Annotated in this window: 17 protein-coding genes; 9 read left to right on the plus strand and 8 right to left on the minus strand. The window is 66.5% G+C overall.

Annotation, left to right across the window (positions count from 1 at the left end):
- Nucleotides 1–41: 41 nt before the first annotated feature.
- From QK287_RS01625 to purM, 7 genes are all read left to right on the plus strand, one after another.
- Nucleotides 42–947, plus strand: coding sequence for a helix-turn-helix transcriptional regulator (locus QK287_RS01625; protein ID WP_282358846.1), 906 nt, complete (start codon nt 42–44; stop codon nt 945–947).
- A 31-nt stretch (nt 948–978) separates the two neighbouring features.
- Nucleotides 979–1,140, plus strand: a complete 162-nt coding sequence (locus tag QK287_RS01630; RefSeq protein WP_226775344.1) for a glycine zipper domain-containing protein — start codon at nt 979–981, stop codon at nt 1,138–1,140.
- A gap of 176 nt (nt 1,141–1,316) precedes the next feature.
- Nucleotides 1,317–1,796 carry a thioredoxin-dependent thiol peroxidase gene (gene bcp / locus QK287_RS01635; RefSeq protein ID WP_226775343.1) on the plus strand — a complete coding sequence of 160 codons (480 nt, stop codon included), beginning with the start codon at nt 1,317–1,319 and terminating at the stop codon, nt 1,794–1,796.
- A gap of 80 nt (nt 1,797–1,876) precedes the next feature.
- Nucleotides 1,877–2,311: a DUF6855 family protein gene (locus tag QK287_RS01640; protein ID WP_226775342.1), complete on the plus strand. Its 435-nt coding sequence runs from the start codon at nt 1,877–1,879 to the stop codon at nt 2,309–2,311.
- 75 nt (nt 2,312–2,386) lie between these two features.
- On the plus strand, nt 2,387–2,719 hold the full coding sequence (locus QK287_RS01645; protein ID WP_226775341.1) for a hypothetical protein: 333 nt from the start codon (nt 2,387–2,389) through the stop codon (nt 2,717–2,719).
- A 65-nt stretch (nt 2,720–2,784) separates the two neighbouring features.
- Nucleotides 2,785–4,479: an amidophosphoribosyltransferase gene (purF, locus tag QK287_RS01650; RefSeq protein WP_226775340.1), complete on the plus strand. Its 1,695-nt coding sequence runs from the start codon at nt 2,785–2,787 to the stop codon at nt 4,477–4,479.
- A complete protein-coding gene (gene purM, locus QK287_RS01655; RefSeq protein WP_253031903.1) occupies nt 4,476–5,648 on the plus strand; it encodes a phosphoribosylformylglycinamidine cyclo-ligase in 1,173 nt (390 codons plus the stop codon). Before purF ends, purM begins: the two co-directional genes overlap by 4 nt.
- A 59-nt stretch (nt 5,649–5,707) precedes the next feature.
- Here the strand turns inward: purM and QK287_RS01660 are convergent, their stop codons facing one another.
- Together QK287_RS01660 and QK287_RS01665 are read right to left on the minus strand one after the other, a co-directional pair.
- On the minus strand, nt 5,708–6,490 hold the full coding sequence (locus tag QK287_RS01660; protein ID WP_282358855.1) for a VOC family protein: 783 nt from the start codon (nt 6,488–6,490) through the stop codon (nt 5,708–5,710).
- 126 nt (nt 6,491–6,616) lie between these two features.
- Nucleotides 6,617–6,850 (minus strand): DUF3073 domain-containing protein, encoded by a 234-nt coding sequence (locus QK287_RS01665; protein ID WP_226775337.1) that lies wholly within the window; start codon nt 6,848–6,850, stop codon nt 6,617–6,619.
- A gap of 414 nt (nt 6,851–7,264) precedes the next feature.
- Between QK287_RS01665 and QK287_RS01670 the strand changes: the two genes are divergently transcribed.
- A complete protein-coding gene (locus tag QK287_RS01670; RefSeq protein ID WP_282358857.1) occupies nt 7,265–8,002 on the plus strand; it encodes a septum formation family protein in 738 nt (245 codons plus the stop codon).
- A 106-nt stretch (nt 8,003–8,108) separates the two neighbouring features.
- Here the strand turns inward: QK287_RS01670 and clpB are convergent, their stop codons facing one another.
- The 4 genes from clpB to betT all read right to left on the minus strand — a co-directional run bounded on the left by clpB (nt 8,109) and on the right by betT (nt 16,557).
- Nucleotides 8,109–10,778 carry an ATP-dependent chaperone ClpB gene (gene clpB / locus QK287_RS01675; protein WP_282358859.1) on the minus strand — a complete coding sequence of 890 codons (2,670 nt, stop codon included), beginning with the start codon at nt 10,776–10,778 and terminating at the stop codon, nt 8,109–8,111.
- Between the two features lie 554 nt (nt 10,779–11,332).
- Nucleotides 11,333–12,910 (minus strand): GMC oxidoreductase, encoded by a 1,578-nt coding sequence (locus tag QK287_RS01680; protein WP_282358861.1) that lies wholly within the window; start codon nt 12,908–12,910, stop codon nt 11,333–11,335.
- Nucleotides 12,911–12,913: 3 nt separating this feature from the next.
- Nucleotides 12,914–14,401, minus strand: a complete 1,488-nt coding sequence (locus QK287_RS01685; RefSeq protein WP_282358863.1) for an aldehyde dehydrogenase family protein — start codon at nt 14,399–14,401, stop codon at nt 12,914–12,916.
- Nucleotides 14,398–16,557 (minus strand): choline BCCT transporter BetT, encoded by a 2,160-nt coding sequence (gene betT / locus QK287_RS01690; protein WP_226775332.1) that lies wholly within the window; start codon nt 16,555–16,557, stop codon nt 14,398–14,400. The genes QK287_RS01685 and betT overlap by 4 nt, the downstream gene beginning before the upstream one ends.
- 517 nt (nt 16,558–17,074) lie before the next feature.
- On the opposite strand from betT, the gene QK287_RS01695 reads away from it, so the two are divergent.
- Nucleotides 17,075–17,566 carry a carboxymuconolactone decarboxylase family protein gene (locus QK287_RS01695; RefSeq protein ID WP_226775331.1) on the plus strand — a complete coding sequence of 164 codons (492 nt, stop codon included), beginning with the start codon at nt 17,075–17,077 and terminating at the stop codon, nt 17,564–17,566.
- A 54-nt stretch (nt 17,567–17,620) separates the two neighbouring features.
- Here the strand turns inward: QK287_RS01695 and QK287_RS01700 are convergent, their stop codons facing one another.
- Both QK287_RS01700 and QK287_RS01705 read right to left on the minus strand, forming a co-directional pair.
- Nucleotides 17,621–18,709 carry an ATP-binding cassette domain-containing protein gene (locus QK287_RS01700; protein WP_282358867.1) on the minus strand — a complete coding sequence of 363 codons (1,089 nt, stop codon included), beginning with the start codon at nt 18,707–18,709 and terminating at the stop codon, nt 17,621–17,623.
- Nucleotides 18,706–19,494 (minus strand): ABC transporter permease, encoded by a 789-nt coding sequence (locus tag QK287_RS01705; RefSeq protein ID WP_226775329.1) that lies wholly within the window; start codon nt 19,492–19,494, stop codon nt 18,706–18,708. Before QK287_RS01705 ends, QK287_RS01700 begins: the two co-directional genes overlap by 4 nt.
- Between the last annotated feature and the right edge of the window lie 32 nt (nt 19,495–19,526).

Consider the following 19,526-nt stretch of genomic DNA (forward strand, 5'->3'; position numbering starts at 1 on the left):
GGCGTAGAAAGCCAAGCGCCGGGCACGGCAGAATGGAGCGCATGGGTCAGAGCGCCGAGTTTGGAAAATTCCTGAAAGCCATGCGGTCACGGCTGACGCCGGAGAACGCGGGGCTCGCCTCGGGCTCTGCCGGCAGGCGGGTCCCCGGCCTGCGGCGCGAGGAGATCGCGCGGCTGGCTGACGTTAGCACCGACTACTACACCCGGCTGGAGCAGGGCCGCAACATCCACCCGTCCCGCGCCGTGCTGGATTCCGTGGCCCGGGCGCTGCGCCTGGACCCGAGCGAGCAGGCGCACATGATCGACCTCCTCGAGAACTGCGCGGATACCCAGCGTCCGCCGGCTTCGGCCCAGGGTGTGCGGCCCGCGCTGCGCCAACTCCTGGACGCCGTCGGCAATGTTCCAGCCCTGGTGCTGGGCCGCCGCACCGACATGTTGGCCGGAAACCCCCTGGCTTTCCTGTTGCTCGCCGATTTCCCTGCCCTGCCGGCGGCGGAGCGGAACCTGACCCGGTGGATCATCCTTGATCCGCTCGCGCGCGAGCTTTTCCGGGACTGGCCCGCGGTCGCATCCGAGGCCGCCGGGTCCCTGCGTGTGGACGTCGGCCGGCATCCCAACGATGCCCAGGCCAACCAGCTCGTCGGCGAACTCGCGGTCCACAGCGAGCAATTCCGCCAGTGGTGGGCCGGGCACCGGGTGGCCAGGGGCTCCGCGGGAAGTGTCCGGCTCCACCACCCCGTCGTCGGGGACCTGGAACTGAATTTCGAAGACCTCTCCCTGCGCGACGACCCGGATCAGGTGCTTCGGCTCTATTCAGCAAAACCAGGATCGCCCTCCGCCGATTCGCTCGCGCTGCTCGGCAGCTTTGGCGCCGGGTCAGCAGCAACAGAGGAAAGTCCGCGATCACAGGAAACCCGGGATGCATCCGGCGCCGCCAACACCGGCTGACCCGCTTGCTGACGCTTGCTAGCCTGAAGCTGTGAAATACGAATCCCTGTGGATCGGCATGCTCCTCGGCGCGGCCCTTGGCTTTGCCATCGGAGTTGCCACCGCCGACAAGCCCTTTACCGGGCTGTTGATCGGCGTTGCCGTCGGGGCGCTGGTGGGCCTTGCTGCCCGAAAGGACCCCACCAAGAGGTAGCTGGAGGCCTCCGCGGCGAAAAAGCCCGATGGCTTGAAACCGGTGGTTCCGCGCTGCCCGTCCGCTTGGCCAACTGGCAAAGTCGGAATACCCTACCTAGCGCGGTGGTTGTGGGGGGAAAGACTGCAGTGCCAACAGACGGACCCGCAGACCTCCGCAGACCCGAAGGACCCTTTATGAGCCCCCAGCTGACTGTCAAACTCCAGCCCGGAACCCCTGCCCCGGACTTCACCCTTCCGGACGCAGCGGGACAGCACGTCTCACTGGCCGACTACCGCGGCAAGAACGTCATTGTGTACTTCTACCCGCAGGCCGCCACGCCGGGCTGCACCACCGAGGCCTGCGACTTCCGTGACAACCTGGCGTCCCTGCAGGGTTCCGGCTATGAGGTGCTCGGCATCTCCCCCGACGCGCCCGAGGCGCTGGCGCACTTCACCGGCGACTTCGCGCTGACCTTCCCGCTGCTGGCCGACGAAGACCACGCCGTGGCGCTGGCCTACGGCGCTTGGGGCGAGAAGCTGGTCGGCGGCGAAGTCACCGACGGGATCGTCCGCTCCACGGTGGTCCTGGACCCCGAGGGCAAGGTCAAGCTGGCGCAGTACCAGGTCAAAGCGCAGGGCCACGTCGCTGCGCTGAGGGACGAGCTGGGCCTCTAAGCTCTCGCGTTGGCCGGGCGCACTGGGTAGGCTCAGTCCAAACAGCGCCGGACAGCGGCCCAACCGAAGGCGGACACCAAGTGGCAACTGGAACCAAGCTGGATCCGTGGGTCCTCAAGACAGCCCCGGGGACCTCCGAGTACACGATGTACCGCGACGAGGAATCTGATCCCCCTGCGCTCGTCTGCCAGGTCGGCTCCACCACACTGAAGTATCACCTCCGGGCCCTCGAAGACCTACCGCTGTGGCTGATGGAGAAAGTCGATTGGGTGCCATTGGGTGCCGCCGATGAGAACAAAGCGGCAGCCGATGGAACTGTCGAGGCCTGGGGGCGGCGCCCGGACAATCCGGTGGGCGGCTGGTACGGGCTGCGGAAGGGATACCGCGGCCGGTTTGGCATGTACTTGCCGCCCTTGCTGGAAGCGTTGGGCTTGGTGGAGCTCACACATAACAAGCGTAATAACTCCGTCCGAGCCATCATCGCCGACGCCTCGGGACCGGCTATTCCAGCCTAGGCGGGCCCGTCCGCGTTTCGGCAGCGCAGCCGGATCGGCGGTAGCAGTGGCTGCCGGGGCAGTAGGCTTAACGGCATGTCTACCCCCGAAGAATCCGGCACCGCAGGCGAACAGCACGTCCCCGAGCGCCGCAGCGTTACTGTCCGCCGGGCGCCCAAGTATGTGCCATTCCTGGTCCTGGGCGGACTTCTGGGCTTCGGCGTGGCCGCCTTCCTCGCCTACGGACTCCCGGGGGATGAAAGCTACGACGCCAGTGCGGTGTTTGGTTTCTTTATGATTCTCTGCGGCGCGGGCGGCATTATTGCCGGCGGCGTCGCGGCCCTCATCCTGGACCGCCTCAGCGTCCGCCGGGCCGAGCGCGCCGTCGTCGAATCCGTTCCGGACGCCGGGGATCCGCAGGGGCCCTGAACGGGCCGCAGGTCATAATCCGGACCCCGCAAACGTCCTCGCGCACAACGTGAGATAATCGACCGGTGGCACGCGGCGATGGAAAACTTTCTCATGACCTTCTCTCTGGCGAAAAGGGCCCCCAAGACGCATGTGGCGTCTTCGGGGTCTGGGCGCCCGGTGAAGAGGTTGCAAAACTCACCTATTACGGGCTGTATGCGCTACAGCACCGCGGTCAGGAGTCGGCTGGCATAGCCACCAGTGACGGCAACCGGATCAGCGTCTATAAGGACATGGGGCTTGTGTCCCAGGTCTTCGACGAGACCACCCTCAACACCCTGACCGGGCACCTGGCCGTCGGCCACTGCCGCTATTCCACGACCGGCGCGAGCCACTGGGCCAACGCGCAGCCCACCTTGGGCGCGACCGCGACCGGCACCGTGGCTCTGGCCCACAACGGCAACCTGACCAACACCGCCGAGCTCAAAGCCATGATCGCGGACCGCAACGCCGGCCAGCTCACCGGTGAAATGAAACAGGGGAACACCTCCGACACGGCCCTCGTCACTGCCTTGTTGGAGGGCGAAGAGGGTAAGTCGCTCGAACAGACCGCCATGGAGCTTCTGCCCAGGATCAAGGGCGGTTTCTGCTTTGTCTTTATGGATGAAGGCACGCTCTACGCGGCCCGCGACACCTATGGAATCCGCCCGCTGGTCCTCGGCCGGCTGGAGCGCGGCTGGGTGGTCGCTTCCGAGCAGTCGGCCCTCGCCACCGTCGGCGCCAGTTTCATCCGCGAAATCGAGCCCGGCGAGTTCATCGCTATTGACGAAGCCGGTGTCCGCTCCGAGCGCTTCGCCGAGGCGACGCCGGCCGGCTGCGTTTTCGAGTACGTCTACCTCGCCCGGCCGGACGCCTCAATTGCAGGCCGTTCCGTGTATGAGTCCCGCGTGGAAATGGGCCGTCAGCTGGCCCGCGAAAACACCCAGGAAGCGGACATCGTCATTCCGGTGCCGGAGTCCGGCACCCCCGCTGCCGTGGGCTACGCCGAGGAATCCGGCATCCCCTTCGCACACGGCTTCGTCAAGAACGCCTACGTGGGCCGGACCTTCATCCAACCCTCACAGACCCTCCGCCAGCTCGGCATCCGGCTCAAACTCAACGCCCTGGAATCCGTGATCCGCGGCAAGCGTGTGGTGGTGGTGGATGACTCGATCGTCCGCGGCAACACCCAACGCGCCATCGTCCGGATGCTCCGCGAAGCCGGTGCCGCGTCCGTCCACGTCAAGATCTCCTCCCCTCCGGTGCAGTGGCCGTGCTTCTACGGCATCGACTTCGCATCCCGGGCTGAGTTGATCGCCAACGGCGCCACCATCGAGGAGATCTGCCAGGCCATCGGCGCCGACTCGCTCGCCTACATCTCCGAAGACGGCATGATTGACGCCACCCGCCAGCCCCGCGAACGCCTGTGCACCGCTTGCTTCACTGGCAAGTACCCGATTGAACTTCCGGGGGCCGACAAGCTGGGCAAGAACCTGCTCGAACGCACCGACCTGGGGGGACTTCCGGCCGCCGGCGCCCCTGCCGGCCCGGCGCCTGCCACCACCGGCCCCACCGCGGTTGCCACCGACGCCGGGTCCGGATTTTCCCCGGACGAGGATCCGGCCGGGAAACCGGGGGCCACCGGCTGCGATCCGGGCCCCGACGCCGAATTCGAAGAACTGCTCACCGATGCCGATCGCATTGATCGTTCCATTGCTGCCGACAAGAAAGAGCCCGTATGACTTCCGCCTCCCCGGCCGCTGAGATGAACGCCGCCCAAAATGCTGTCGGCATCACCTACGCCTCCGCCGGCGTCGACGTCGAAGCGGGCGACCGCGCCGTCGAACTTATGAAGGGCGCCATCAAGGCGACCCATAACTCCTCGGTGATTGGCGGCGTCGGCGGCTTCGCCGGCCTGTACGACGTCTCGAAGCTGCTCAGCTACAAGCGCCCGCTGCTGGCCACCTCCACGGACGGTGTGGGCACCAAGGTTGCGATCGCGCAGGCCATGGACATCCACGACACCATCGGCTTCGACCTGGTTGGTATGGTCGTTGATGACATCGTGGTGGTGGGTGCCGAGCCGTTGTACATGACCGACTACATCGCCTGCGGCAAGGTGGTCCCGGAGCGGATTGCCGACATCGTCCGGGGCATCGCCGCCGCCTGCTCCGTTGCCGGCACCGCCCTGGTGGGCGGCGAAACCGCAGAGCACCCCGGGCTGCTGGGGGAGCACGAGTACGACGTCGCCGGTGCCGCCACAGGTGTTGTTGAAGCCGCCGACCTCCTGGGCCCGGACCGCGTCCGCGCCGGCGACGTCGTGATCGGCATGGCTTCCTCCGGGCTGCACTCGAACGGCTACTCCCTGGTCCGGCGCGTCATCAACCACGCCGGCTGGGCGCTGGACCGCCATGTCTCCGAATTCAGCCGTACCCTGGGCGAGGAACTGCTTGAACCGACCCGCGTCTACGCCGCCGACTGCCTGGACCTGGCCCGCACCTTCCCGGTGAACGGCTCGGCCGCGGGCGCAGCCGTGCACGGCTTCAGCCATGTCACCGGCGGCGGCCTTGCCGCCAATCTGGCCCGCGTGCTGCCGCAGGGGCTGCTGGCCACAGTGGACCGCTCCACCTGGCAGCTCCCGGCCATCTTCCGGCTGGTCGCCGAACTGGGCAACGTCCCGCTGGCCGACCTGGAGCGTACGCTGAACCTTGGTGTGGGAATGGTGGCGATCGTCTCACCGGAGGCGGCCGACGCCGCAGTGAACCGCCTCAACGAACGAGGCCTGCCGTCCTGGGTGATGGGCACCGTCGAGGAAAACTCGGACTCGGTCATCAAAACCGGCCCGGACTACGTACAGGGCGCCAAGGGCGTCGACGGCGGCGCCGTCCGGCTGGTCAACGCTTACGCATAAGCCGCCCCGGGTGCTCCCGCACCGCCGGGTAACCGGCGGTACGGGAGCACCCGTGCTTTTTAAACCTCCAGGACGCTGAAAACGCCGCCCTGCGGATCCGCGAGGGTGGCGATGGTGCCGGCTTCCTCGGCCTCGTCCGGTTCGATCAGGACCGTGCCGCCGGCCGCGACGGCCGCCGCAACGGCTTCCGCGACGCTGGACACGCCGAAGTACACCTGCCACCCCGGCTTGAGCGTACCCACGGCGTCCGCCGGGACCCCGGCGACCCCGGCCACTTCCGCGCCGTTGACCATCAGTGTGGTGTATCTGCCGCCGTCGTCTTGCGGATACTCCGTCACGTCGTGCCCAAACAGCTGTTGGAAGAACCCGACGGCGGTCTGCGGCTCGGGCGTCAGCAGTTCGGCCCAGGCCAGGGAACCGGGCTCCCCGCTAAGGGCAGCGCCGATGTGGCTTCCGGCTTGCCAGGCACCGGTGGTGCCGCCTCCGGGCGGGGCGAAGAGGACCAACACTCCGGTGCCGCCCACCGGCTCCGGGCCAAACTCAAGGCGTCCGCCGGCGTGGACCAGACCGGCAGCGAGGTCACCGGCGTCGGAAGACGCAAAGTGCACGTTCCACTGCCCCGGCACCCCGGCGCTCCGCTGCTGCGGATTCTGCGGCGCTAGCACTGCCACCAGGTCATCGCCCAGGAAGGCCTGGTGGCAGCTGCTCCCGTCCGGGGCCGGCAGATCGTTGTAGTGCCAGCCGAAGACCGCGGCGTAGAACGCCTTGGCAGACTCAACGTCGCTGCTCTGCAGGTCCGTCCGGCAGATCTCGCCGTCGGTGTACTCAGTATGGGTGGTCATAATATTCCTTCCGGAACAGAGTGCAGAAAACCCGCCGGTCGCTCCCGTACTGGGGGCGGCCGGCGGGCCTGAAATCGTGTGGTCGGCAATCCGCAATCGGAGGAGCATGCCGGAAGGAAGTTTCGACTAACCTATCCGACGGGAATCTACCTCGTCGTCGTCCTCTTCCACATCGTCCGCGTACTTATCCACGTAGGCCGAATAGTCCGGCTCCACTGGCTCAGCCGAGAATCGACTCGGTGCACGAACTTCAGAGCTCTTGAGCTCACGCTGAAGGGCAGTGTAGTCAGTGTTCGGGGAGTAGTACTTGATGTCCCGAGCCTGCTTGGTAGCTTTTGCCTTTTGACGGCCGCGCCCCATGGCGTGACCCCCTTTTTGTACTCGGACCGGAGGTGGTCACCATTGGCGTTAGTGAGGCCCCGGAATGTTTGGTCAATTTGTCGTACACCTAGATTACATGCTTTCAGCGGTAACTGCTCCCCGCGGCAACAGCCGTGGACAGTGTGGCGTGCGCCGCCACCCCTATCGGTCACCCGGCGGCATGCAGCCGGGCCAACATCTTAGATAGAGTTCCGTTGTGGGCTCCCGGAAACGGTCCCCTCCGCCGGACGTCCGGCCCCGGCAAAAACGCACGAAAGTGGTGAATTCTCAGTGACCGAAGAGAACGAAAGGCCCGGGGACGCCGGCACACCCGGGGTTCGCCCGGCCGGTGGATCCGGCGAGCGGCCGGTCCCCCCGAGGCCCTCGTCGCCGCCTACCTCCGGCACACCGGTCGTGCCGCCAGCGGCGCCGCTCCCGCCCCCCGTCCGCCCGTCCGTTCCGCCGGTTAACCGGCCCGACGCCGGGGAAGCCGGCGCGGGCGCGCCTCGAGGTGCCGGGGAAGCCGGCGCGGGTGCGCCTCGAGGGGCCGGGGAAGCCGCGGGAACAGCCGGCACAACCCTCGCAGGGGCAGGGAAGGCCGCCGCGAAGAACGCCAGGCGGCTTGGCGGGTGGGTTCGCCGGCAGCGTCCCGCCAGGATCGGCGCAGCCGCGGCCGCAGTCGTCCTTGCGGGCGCGCTGATCTGGTGGCTGACGTCGTTGGGCGGCGGCACCCAGCAGCCCGCTGCGGATGCCTCGCCCGCTGCCAGCGCCCCGTCGGCGCCGGCAAGCCGTGGGCCGCTCCCGCTGGAGGGTGTAGGCCCGTTGGATTTCCAGCTTGGAGACTGCTTCAAGGATTTCGACCCGGAAGCTCAGACGTCAACGGTCGTCGAGTGCAGCTCCGGCCACTCCGCCCAGTTGGTCGCCGTCGCGCGCTACGCTGACGCGGACTCCTACCCGGGACGGGACGCGCTCAAGCAAAAGGCCCTGGACACCTGCAAAACCGCATCGCTGGCGCCGAAGGAGTCCGACTATCTGCTCGGCTACAGGCTCGCGTACCCGAGCTCCACTAGCTGGGACAAAGGCGACCGTCGTGTGGACTGCTACGTGGCCATAGAGTCCGGGAACACCATCATGGAATCGCTGATTCCCTAGCGGCACCCCGGTCCGCCGGGATTTTTTGGCCCTCACACGAACTGCCAGCCGGAGAAAGGTCCGGCTGGCAGTTGGTGCTTACGGCCGCGCTAGAGGCGGTGGGGCGCTATTCTTTCCGGCGGACGGAGAGACCGTGGCCGGTGGCGGCGCCGCCGTCGGGCCGGTCCGACGCTTCGGCACCGCCCGTGGTGAGCTGGGTCAGGTCCGGGGCGGTATCCACCAGAACGGTGTCACCGTCCGTGATCTCGCCGGCCAGGATGGCTTTGGCGAGCCGGTCGCCGATTTCGCGCTGCACCAGGCGGCGAAGGGGGCGGGCACCATAGGCCGGGTCGAAGCCGGTGACGGCGAGCCAGGCCCTGGCGCCTTCGGTCACTTCCAGGTTGAGGCGGCGGCCCTTGAGCCGTTCGCCGAGTTCCTTGACCTGCAGTTCCACGATCCGGGACAGCTCCTCGACGCTGAGCGGATCGAACAGCACCACCTCGTCGAGCCGGTTCAGGAACTCGGGCTTGAAGGAGGCGTGCACGGTGGCCATCACGGCCTCGCGCTTGGCGTTCGCGTCCAGGGTGGGGTCCACCAGGAACTGGCTGCCCAGGTTGGAGGTCAGCACCAGGATCACGTTCCGGAAGTCCACGGTGCGCCCCTGGCCGTCGGTGAGGCGGCCGTCGTCGAGCACCTGCAGCAGGATGTCGAACACTTCCGGGTGGGCCTTCTCCACCTCATCGAGCAGGAGCACCGAGTAGGGCCGGCGGCGGACGGCCTCGGTCAGCTGTCCGCCCTCCTCGTAGCCAACGTAGCCGGGAGGCGCTCCGACGAGGCGCGCGACGGAATGCTTCTCCGAGTATTCGGACATGTCGATCCGCACCATGGCGCGTTCGTCGTCGAAGAGGAAGTCGGCCAGGGCTTTTGCCAGCTCGGTCTTGCCGACGCCGGTGGGGCCCAGGAACAGGAAGGAACCGGTGGGCCTGTTCGGGTCGCTGATCCCCGCGCGGGCGCGGCGGACGGCGTCGGAGACCGCGGTGACGGCCTTGGCCTGGCCAATCAGCCGCACGCCCAGGACGTGCTCCATGTCCAGCAGTTTCTGGCTCTCGCCCTGCAACATACGTCCGGCCGGGATGCCCGTCCAAGCGGAGATGACCTCGGCGATGTCATCGGCGGTCACCTCTTCGGCAACCATAAGGTCATGCTTGGCACCACCGCCGGCCACCCGGGCCGACTCGGCCTCGGCAGCTTCGTTGAGTTCACGCTCCAGGGCGGGAAGTTCACCATAAAGGATCCGGGAAGCGGCTTCGAGGTCGCCTTCGCGCTGGTACTTTTCGGCCGCGGAGCGCAGTTCGTCAATCCTGGCCTTAAGATCGCCGACCCGGTTCAGGCCCGCCTTCTCCGCCTCCCAGCGGGCGTTGAGCCCGGCGAGCATTTCCTTTTTGTCAGCCATGTCCGCCCGGATGGCGGCAAGCCGCTCCACGGACGCGGGATCAGTCTCCTTGGCCAGGGCCAACTCCTCCATGGTCAGGCGGTCCACCGACCGTCGCAGCTGGTCGATCTCCTCCGGGGCGGAATCGATTTCCATCCGCAGCCGGGACGCGGCCTCGTCCACGAGGTCGATCGCCTTGTCCGGCAGCTGCCGCCCGGAGATGTAGCGGTTGGAGAGCGTGGCAGCAGCGACGAGGGCGGAGTCGGCGATGGCGACCTTGTGGTGGGCTTCGTAGCGTTCCTTGAGTCCGCGCAGGATGCCGATGGTGTCCTCCACACTGGGCTCCCCGACGAAGACCTGCTGGAAGCGGCGTTCCAGCGCGGGGTCCTTTTCGATGTTTTCGCGGTACTCGTCCAGCGTGGTCGCGCCGATCAGCCGGAGCTCACCCCGCGCGAGCATGGGCTTGAGCATGTTCCCGGCGTCCATGGAGCTATCCCCGGAGGCGCCGGCGCCCACCACGGTGTGGATCTCGTCAATGAACGTGACGATCTGGCCGTCGGATCCCTTGATCTCCTCCAGGACCGCTTTGAGCCGTTCCTCGAATTCGCCGCGGTACTTGGCGCCGGCCACCATCGAGGCGAGGTCCAGGGCGATCAGGGTCTTGCCGCGCAGGCTTTCGGGGACGTCGCCGGCGACGATCCGCTGGGCGAGGCCTTCGACGACGGCGGTCTTGCCGACGCCGGGCTCGCCGATGATGACCGGGTTGTTTTTGGTCCGGCGGCTCAGCACCTGGATGATGCGCCGGATCTCTGCGTCGCGGCCAATGACAGGGTCCAGCTTGCCGGAGCGGGCAATCGCCGTAAGGTCGGTACCGTACTTCTCCAGCGCCTGGAAGGTGTTTTCGGGGTCGGCGCTGTCCACCTTCCGGTCGCCGCGGACACCCGGCAGTGCGGCGAGCAGGGCCTCGTGCGAGGCGCCGGCGTCGCGCATCAGCTTGCCGACGGCGTCACTTCCGGAGGCGAGCCCCAGCAGGAGGTGTTCGGTGGAGACAAAGGAGTCGCCCAGCCGCTCGGCCTCGTTCTGGGCGTTCTTGATTGCCTGCAGCGCGGTGCGGGACAACTGCGGCTGCTGCACCGAACCGCCGGAGGTGGACGGCAGCGCTTTGATGGTGGAGCTGGCCTGGACACTGACCGAATCCGGGTCCGTGCCCGTTGCGCGCAGGAGTGCAACAGCGACCCCCTCGCGCTGGTCCATCAGCGCCTTCAGCAGGTGGGCGGGTTCGAGCTGGGGATTGCCCGCCGTCGAGGCGTTCATGGCGGCTGCCGCAAGAGCCTCCTGGCTCTTGGTGGTGAATTTCGCGTCCAAAGAGAGCTCCTTCCGGGAAAAATGCTGATATTAAAGTTGAGTCTACTCCGCTCAACTTTGTGCGCAGTCCCTTTGGCTCCATGTTTGCCGACGGCGAAACTGCTGTCTAGGGCCAGAGTCCCCCCGGAGCGGCGCACCCCCTTGGGACATGCCCTTTCCAGCGCCGCACCAATGGACATGTTCCCAATATGCCCCCCCTCCGGGCCCGGGGCTGGACATGCCCCCCGGGGATCGGACGCGGAGATCGGGCATGTCCACTGGCGCACGGGTACGGGCCTGACCCAGGTCGCGGAGTAAAGTTCAGTCCGCAACCCAAGTGTGGACATGTCCCACGGAATGGGCACGCGGGAGTGGACATGTCCCACCTACCGCCGCACCCATGGACATAATGCAACATGCCCACAGGCTGGCCAGAGGAGTGGACATGTCCCCCAACGGGTCTAGCTCACCTCAATGATGCGCGCGGGCGCGGCGCTTGCCGCGGCCCTGTTCGCGCCGCCGCCGGACCGGCGTCGTGGTCCGGCAGCGCGAACAGGACGCCCCCGCAGCGGGATCTAGGCGAGCCGCGCTTCCTTGACCAGCTCGGCGCAACGCTCCCCGATCATCATGGTGGTGATGTTGGGGTTCACCGTGGTCAGTTCCGGCATCACCGAGGCATCGGCCACCCGCAGGCCGGTGACGCCTTTGACCCGAAGCTCCGGATCCAGCGGCGAGAGGACATCGTCCACGGCACCCATCCGGACCGTGCCCGCCGGGTGGTAGACGGTGTTGTGTGTTTTGCGGATGTAATCGGTGATCTCCGCGTCGCTCTGGATCGCTTCGCCAGGGTAGAGCTCCCGGCCGGCCCACTCCGCCATTTCCGGGAGCGCCACAATCTCGCGGGCCTTGCGGATTCCGGCTACCATCACCCGCATGTCGTGCGGGTCGGTGAAGTAACGCGGATCCACCCTCGGCTTGTCCCGGTAGTCGCTGCTGCGCAGCTTAACGGTGCCGCGGGACCGTGCATGGGTGACGTTAGGTGTCAGGCAAAAGCCGTTTTCCGTCGTCGGGAATCCCTGGCGCAGGGTGTGCATGTCGAACGGTACGGAGCCGTAGTGGAACATCAGGTCCGGGCGGTCCAGCCCTTCCTCCGTGGCGGCGAAGATCCCGATTTCCCACCACTGGGTGGACGTCTCCGGCATGGGCTGCTTGGCTTCCCACTGGATGACACCTTCCGGGTGGTCCTGCAGGTGCTCGCCGACGCCGGGGGAATCCACGCGGACCTCGATGCCGAATTCTTCCAACTGCGCGGCCGGCCCGATCCCGGAGAGCATCAGGAGCTTCGGGGAGTCAATCGCCCCCGCGGAGAGGATCACTTCCGCGCGCGCCGTCAGCGTTTGGGTCTTGCCGAAACTGTTATCCACCACGTCGACGCCGGTGCACCGGTTATCGGCGTCGAAGTTCAATTTGCGGGCCCGGAGGTCGGTCAGCAGCGTGAAGTTTTTACGATCCATGATCGGGTGGATATAGGACACCGACGACGATGCGCGGGTGCCGTCGGCTTGCCGGTTGATCTGGAAGAAGTTCGCCCCGTTGATGACTGTTTCGCCGGAGTTGAACCGCACCTGAGGAAGACCAGACTTTTCGCAGGCCGCCAGCAGTGCCTTGCCGCTGGGGTCCGAGGGCGGGACGTTCATCAGGTGCACCGGGCCGCTGTCGCCGTGGTGCTGACCTTCAGCTCCGGCATCCTCGTTGGTTTCGAGCTTTTTGTAGAGCCGGTACGCCATCTCGGCGTTCCAGCCGGCGGCGCCGAATTTCTGCTCCCACTCGTCAATGTCCTCCCGGGGCGCCCAGAACGCGATGCAGGAGTTGTGGCTGGAACAGCCGCCCATGACCTTGGCGCGGGCGTGGCGCATAAAGGAGTTGCCGTTTTCCTGCTCCTCGATGGGGTAGTCCCAGTCGTAGCCGGATTCCAGCAGTTCCATCCAACGGTCCAGCCGGAGGATCACGTCGTTGCCGCGGTCATCCGGCCCGGCTTCCACGAGGGCAACCTGCACCGCGGGGTCCTCGCTGAGGCGCGATGCCACGGCGGCCCCGGCGGAGCCGCCGCCGATCACAAGGTAGTCGAATTCGGTGTTGTTCAGATCCGTCATGTGCTACTTCCCCCCGTTGTGGTCAGCGAACCAGCCGGTGACCTGCGGATCGGTGTTGTGATAGACATGTTTGGACTCTTGGTACTCCGCCAGGCCGGTGGGGCCAAGCTCGCGGCCCACGCCGGACTGGCCGAAGCCGCCCCACTCCGCCTGCGGCAGGTAGGGGTGGAAGTCGTTGATCCAGATGGTGCCATGCCTCAGCTTGCGTGCCACCCGCTGGCTTTTTCCGGCATCCTGGGACCAGACCGCGCCGGCGAGTCCGTAGTCGGTGTCGTTGCCAAGCCTGATGGCCTCGGCTTCGCTGCTGAACGTCTCCACGGTGACGACCGGGCCAAAAGCCTCATCGCGCAGCACCGACATCCCGCTGGTAACCTGGTCCAAAATGGTGGGCAGGTAGTAGAAACCCTTGGCAAGGTCGCCCTCGCCCCACTTTCCGCCGCACCGCAGCCGTGCGCCTTCGGCGATGCCCTTGTCCACGTAGGCGGTGACTTTGTCCCGGTGGGCAGCGGAGATCAGCGCCCCGGTTTCAGCCTCGGGGTCGAAGGGTCCGCCGAGGCGGATCTGGCCGGCACGGCGAACGAGTTCATCCACAAAGCGCTCCGCGATCGATTCTTCAACGATCAGGCGGGCACCGGCAGAGCAGACCTGGCCGGAATGCACAAAAGCGGCGTTCAGGGCGTTGTCCAGCGCTGCGTCGAAATCGGCGTCGGCAAAAATAATGTTCGGGTTCTTGCCGCCGAGTTCGAGCGCTACCTTTTTTACCGTCGCGGCCGCCGAAGCAGCAATGGTCTTGCCTGTTTCCAAACCGCCGGTAAAGGAGACCATGTCCACATCCGGGCTTCCGGTCAGGACCGGTCCGACGACGCCGCCCGCTCCAAGGACCAGGTTCGCGACACCGTTTGGGAGTCCCAGTTCGTCCAGGACGTCCACCATCAGAATGGCGGTGTGCGGCGTTAGTTCGCTCGGCTTGAGGATGAAGCTGCAACCGGCGGCCAGCGCTGGCGCAATCTTCCACGCTGCCTGCAGGAGCGGGTAGTTCCACGGAGCGATCAAGGCGCACACACCCACCGGCTCGTACTCGATCCGGCTGATCACCGAGCTGGTGCCGGCGTCGACTACCCGGCCGGAGTCCTGCCCGGAGAGCTTGCCGAAGTATTCGAAGCAGTTGGCGATGTCGTCGATGTCGATTTCACTTTCCACCAGGCGTTTGCCGGTGTCCAGTGTTTCGGCGCGGGCAAATTCTGCCTTCCGCTCACGCAGCCGGGCGGCGACACGGAGCAGGAACGACCCGCGCTCCAGCGCCGAGGTACCAGCCCATTCGCCGCCGTCGAACGACTTCCGCGCGGACGCGATCGCCCGGACCGCGTCCGCAGCAGCAGCTTCGGACACAACGCCGACGACTTCGCCGTCCGCCGGGCACCGGATCTCCCGGGTGTCACCGTCGGCTGCTGCCGTCCACGTACCGTCGATGAATAGCGTTTCCGCGCTCATTTGTTTTCCTCCTGGGGTTCGAAATCGGCTTCCCAATTATCTTTTGCTGCGTGTTCCTCGATCAGGACCGTATTGCCGGGCTCGGCACGGTTTGAATGGAGGAACTGCAGATGTTGCTCGTAGTGGTCCAGCACATCGGTGATGACCTGCTCCTTGGTGTAACCCATCAGGTCGTACCCGTGGCTGCCTTCCAGGGCAAAGACTTCCATCCGGTAGTAGTGGTCGCCGGAGCCGGTGCTGCGGGTGGCGTAGGACGGCGTCTCGTACTGCACCGGGTAGACCTGGTACTTGAAGGCCCGCTCGTCGCCCATAGCAACCGCCAGGTCCACACTGTTGATCCTGATCGTGTCGACCTCCGTCACGGAGACCTCGGCCCCGGCACCCTGGGAGACAAGCTCGGCACTGACTTCGCGCAGGGCCGGGAGGGCCACTGTCTCCACGAAGCGGTTGGCCTGCCGTCGTCCCGGGTAGCTCATGGCCCGGGTCAGCCGCTGGCGCCAGTTCAGACCGTCGCGGTGTTCGACGCCGGCCCGGCCGGCAATCATGCCGGGCAGGCTGGCCCGGAAACTGTCCGTCAGGGATGCTTCCACACGCAGGGCCTTGAACAGCCCCAGCATAATGAACACCAGCAGCAGCGACAGTGGCAGTCCCATAATGATGGTGGCGTTCTGCAACGTGGTCACACCTCCGACCATCAGCATGGCCAGGGTCAGCAGGCCGGTGACAACTGCCCAGAAGACGCGCATCCACTTGGGACCGTCGGAGTCGGCGTCCTTGAGGTGTGAGGTGAAGTTGGACATCACCAGTGCGCCGGAGTCCGCGGAAGTCACATAGAAGAGCAGCCCGGTGAAGGTGGCCACCGCCGCGCTGATAGGCACTGCCGGGAATTCGGCGAGCAGGCTGTAGAAGCCCCGTTCCGGGTTGTTCATCGCGATCTCGCCGAACGCGGCATTACCGCCCATGATGAGGTCCAGGCTGGAGTTTCCGAAGATGGAGATCCACAGCAGAATAAACAGGAACGGCACGGTCATGGTGCCCACCACGAACTGGCGGATCGTGCGCCCGCGCGAGATCCGGGCGAGGAAGAGTCCCACAAACGGCGCCCAGGCGATCCACCAGGCCCAGAAGAACAAGGTCCAGGCGTTCAGCCAGTCCGTGGGGCGGTCGTAGGCGAAGGTATCCAGGGTCATGCCCGGGAAACGGCTGATCACGTCGCCGATGTTCTGCACGATGCCGTCCATCAGGAAACTCGTTTTGCCGGTGACCAGCACAAAGAGCATCAGGCCGACGGCGAGGATCACGTTCAGCTCTGACATCCGTCGGATGCCCTTCTCCACACCGGAAACCACGGATACCGTCGCCATCACCACGGACAGGGCTATCAGGCCGATCTGGACGCCGAGGTTTTCCGGGACACCGAACATAAAGGTGAGGCCGTAGTTGAGCTGGACCACGCCGATCCCCAGCGAGGTCGCGATGCCGAAGATCGTACCCAACAGCGCTGCGATGTCCACTGCATGGCCGATGGGACCCTCGATCTTCTTTCCGAAGATCGGGTACAGGGCTGACCGGATGCTCAGCGGGAGGTTGTGCCGGTAGGCAAAGTAGCCCAGCGCCAAACCCATTAGTGCGTAGAGGGCCCAGCCGGTGATGCCGTAGTGGAACAAGGTCCAGACCAGGGCCTGTCGGGCGGCATCAGCGGTACTGCCTTCACCCGTTGGCGGTGCAAGGTACTGGCTGACCGGCTCGGAGACCGAGAAAAACATCAGGTCGATACCGATCCCGGCGGCAAAGAGCATCGCGGCCCAGGTAAACATTCCGAACTGGGGCTTGGAATGATCAGGCCCCAACTTGGTTTTGCCCACCTTGGACATTGCGATGATCACAACAAACACCACAGCGGCGGTGACGATCAGGAAGTAGTACCACCCCATATTGGTCGATACCCACCCGACCAACGAGCCGATCACGGCTTCGGCGTTGTCCTTGGCAAGGATGGCCCAGAGTGCAATGGCAAGAACGCCAATGGCGGAACCAAAAAATACTGTTTTGTTGACCCGGGTCCGGCGTTCCGGAGGGGTGGCGCTGGCGGCGCCGGGCGGAGGATTTTCAGGAGTCCCGGACAAGTCCGTACTCGGCGGTGCTGGCTGGCTCATTGGGGGCCCATTTCAGTTTTCACGCTGCGGTGCGGACGCAGATTCCGCAGCTGTTACTGGTACCGGCGGGGCCTTGCTGGCGTGCGAGACCCGGACGGCGTGCGTCCGGCTGGGTGTCTTTTCGAGTTGTGCGCGGCTTTCGACGCTATCAAGTCACCAACACTCTCCCCCAAACAAGTGAGCCCGGTCACTGTCTCATAGCACACTATCCCATCGGCGAATTCTGAGCTCCCCGCGGGCAAGGCGGCCGGGCAGCGGCTCCGGGCGGGGCGGCGGACGAGACCGGTGAACGTGAGCCAGGGGGCGCCACCGTCGCGCTGTGCGTCCGCTGTCGCGGTGGCCGTTGCGGTGGCGGCCAATCGTGCAGATGACGACGGCGGGGCTGCTGCGGACGCGGCCGGCTCCCCCAAGGAACCGGCCGCGGCGCCGCACTTCACTCCATCAACGATTCTGTCACGAATATGACAAATCTGTCACGCTTCGTGCTTCGCCGTCCGCCGTCGGTATCCTGTGAACCATGGATGAGAACGCGCAAGGCCCGCACGACACCCACCGCCGGCTGTTCCTGGACAAGGCCGATCCGGCCGCCTGGCGCGCGCTCAACGGACTCGGGCTCAAGGCCAAGGAGTCGGCCGACGCGGCTGGACTGGAGCGCGGGCTCATTGAGTTGCTCAACGTCCGCGTCTCACAGATCAATGGCTGCGCTTTTTGCCTCGACCTGCACGTCCGGGATGCCTTGGCCAATGGCGAATCCTCGCAACGCATCGCCGTCCTTCCGGCGTGGCGCGATACCGGGATCTTCAACGACAAAGAACGCGCCGCCCTGGCCCTCGCCGAAACCATTACGAACATTTCCGACGCCGGGACCCGTGAGCAGGCCGGCGCAGCGGCCCGGAAACACCTGTCCGACGATGAATTCGCCGCCGTCAGCTGGCTCGCGATCACGATGAATGCCTTCAACCGCGTCTCCATCGTCAGCGGCCACCCGGTGAGGCCCGCATCCGACTAACGTGCGGTGGCTAAGCCGCCGCGGCCGGCCCGAGCGCGTTCGGCCCGGCCGCGGTTAGACCGGGTAAATCGCGACGGCGGCGGCCTTGATCACAAAGTAGGCCACGGCCCCCGGGACCAGGCCCAGGTCCGCCGAGGCCGCCGGGGTGATGTCCGCGGCGAGCCCGCCGGCACGGACCCGGATCTGGTCCCCGTGCGGTTCGAGTTCAGTGACCACCACCGGAAACGCGTTTCGCGGGCTGCCGTGCGGTAGCTCCGGAAAGACCGAAACTGCCGACGGGGCGAATGCAGCCACCCCGGCGCTGCCGGCGCCGCGGCCGCCGACACGACCGGCGTCGTCAGTCCCGCCGTCTTCGGCGTCATCATGTTGGCCTGCGATTTCCAGCCCCTCGGGCGTCCGCAGGCCCGCCGCCGTGATCGTGCCGGCGAGCAGGTTCAGCCCGCTGAGGCCGGCCGCGAAGCTGCTGCGCGGACGCTGGAGCACCGCGCGGGTGGGCCCGTCCTCGCTGACCCTGCCGTCCTCCAGGACGATCACGCGGTCCGCGAGAATCAGGGCGTCCAGGACGTCGTGGGTGACGATGATGGCCCGGCGCCCGGCCAGCACACGCTTGAGGAGCCGCCGCAGCAGTGGTGCGGCGTGAATATCCAGGGCCGCCATCGGTTCGTCCATTAACAGCAGCTCCGGCCCGGCCGCCAGCGCCCTGGCCACGGCGACCCGTTGGGCCTGCCCGCCAGAGAGCTGCCCGGGGCGACGGTCGGCGAGCTCGGCGGCCCCCACTTCCTGCAGCCAGTGCCGCGCCGTTCTTCTGGCCTGCCCCGGCGAAGCGCCTGCACTGCGGGGGCCGAAAGCGACGTTGTCCAGGGCACTCAAGTGGGGAAACAGCAGGGCGTCCTGCGCCAGCAGGGCGGTCCCCCGGCGGTGCGGTGCCGTCCAGACCGAGGCCTTGGCGTCGAGGTCAAAAAGTTGCTGCCCGCCGAGGGAGGCGCTGCCAGTATCCGGGCGGAGCAGGCCGGCGATCACGGCCAGCAGCGTGGATTTACCGGCGCCGTTGGGACCGAGAATCGCCACAGTTTCCCCTGCCCCAACGCTGAGCGAGACCTTGAAATCCCGGGCAGCCACCGTTGCCTCAAGCCGGAAGGTCACCGTGCAGTCCCCGCCGGAGTCTGGACGGCGCGGGGACGCCGGTATGAGAGCCCGACGACGATCACGGCCACCGCAACGAGGACCATGGACAGGGCCACGGCGGCGTCGGCGTCGGTTTCCCGCTGCAGGTAGATTTCCAGCGGCAGGGTGCGGGTGACGCCCTGCAGGCTGCCGGCGAACGTCAGGGTGGCACCGAACTCGCCCAGACTTCGGGCGAAGGACAGCACCGCTCCGGAGGCAAGTCCGGGCAGCACCAGCGGCATGGTGACGCGGCGCAGGACGGTACCGGGGCTGGCGCCCAGGGTGGCAGCGACCGCCTCGTACCTGGTTCCGGCGCTGCGCAGTGCACCTTCCAGGCTGACTACCAGGAAGGGCAGCGCCACAAACGTCTGGGCCAGAATCACGGCCGCAGTGGAAAAGGCGATCTGGATCCCGGCGAGCTCCAGGCTCCTTCCCAAAAGACCCTGGCGGCCGAAGGTGTAGAGCAGCGCAATCCCGCCTACCACCGGCGGTAGCACCAAGGGCAGCAGCACAAAGGCGCGGAGCAGGCGCTGGCCGGGAAAATCGCCCCGCGCCAGGACCAGCGCCAGCGGGACACCGAAGACAATGCACAGGGCAGTGCTCGCGGCTGCGGTCCGCAGGCTTAACCCCAGCGCCGTCAGCGATGCCTCGGAGGTAACCAAGGGGATGAACTGAGCCCAGTTAACCCGGGCAGCCATGGCCGCGAGGGGCAAGAGGACCAACAGGGCACCCGCCGCCGCGGCGGCGAAAATCCATGCGGGCATCCCGCTGAAGCCGGACGGCTGCCGTACTGCGC

The sequence above is a fragment of the Arthrobacter sp. AL05 genome (genome assembly GCF_029960715.1).
Lineage (GTDB): Bacteria > Actinomycetota > Actinomycetes > Actinomycetales > Micrococcaceae > Arthrobacter.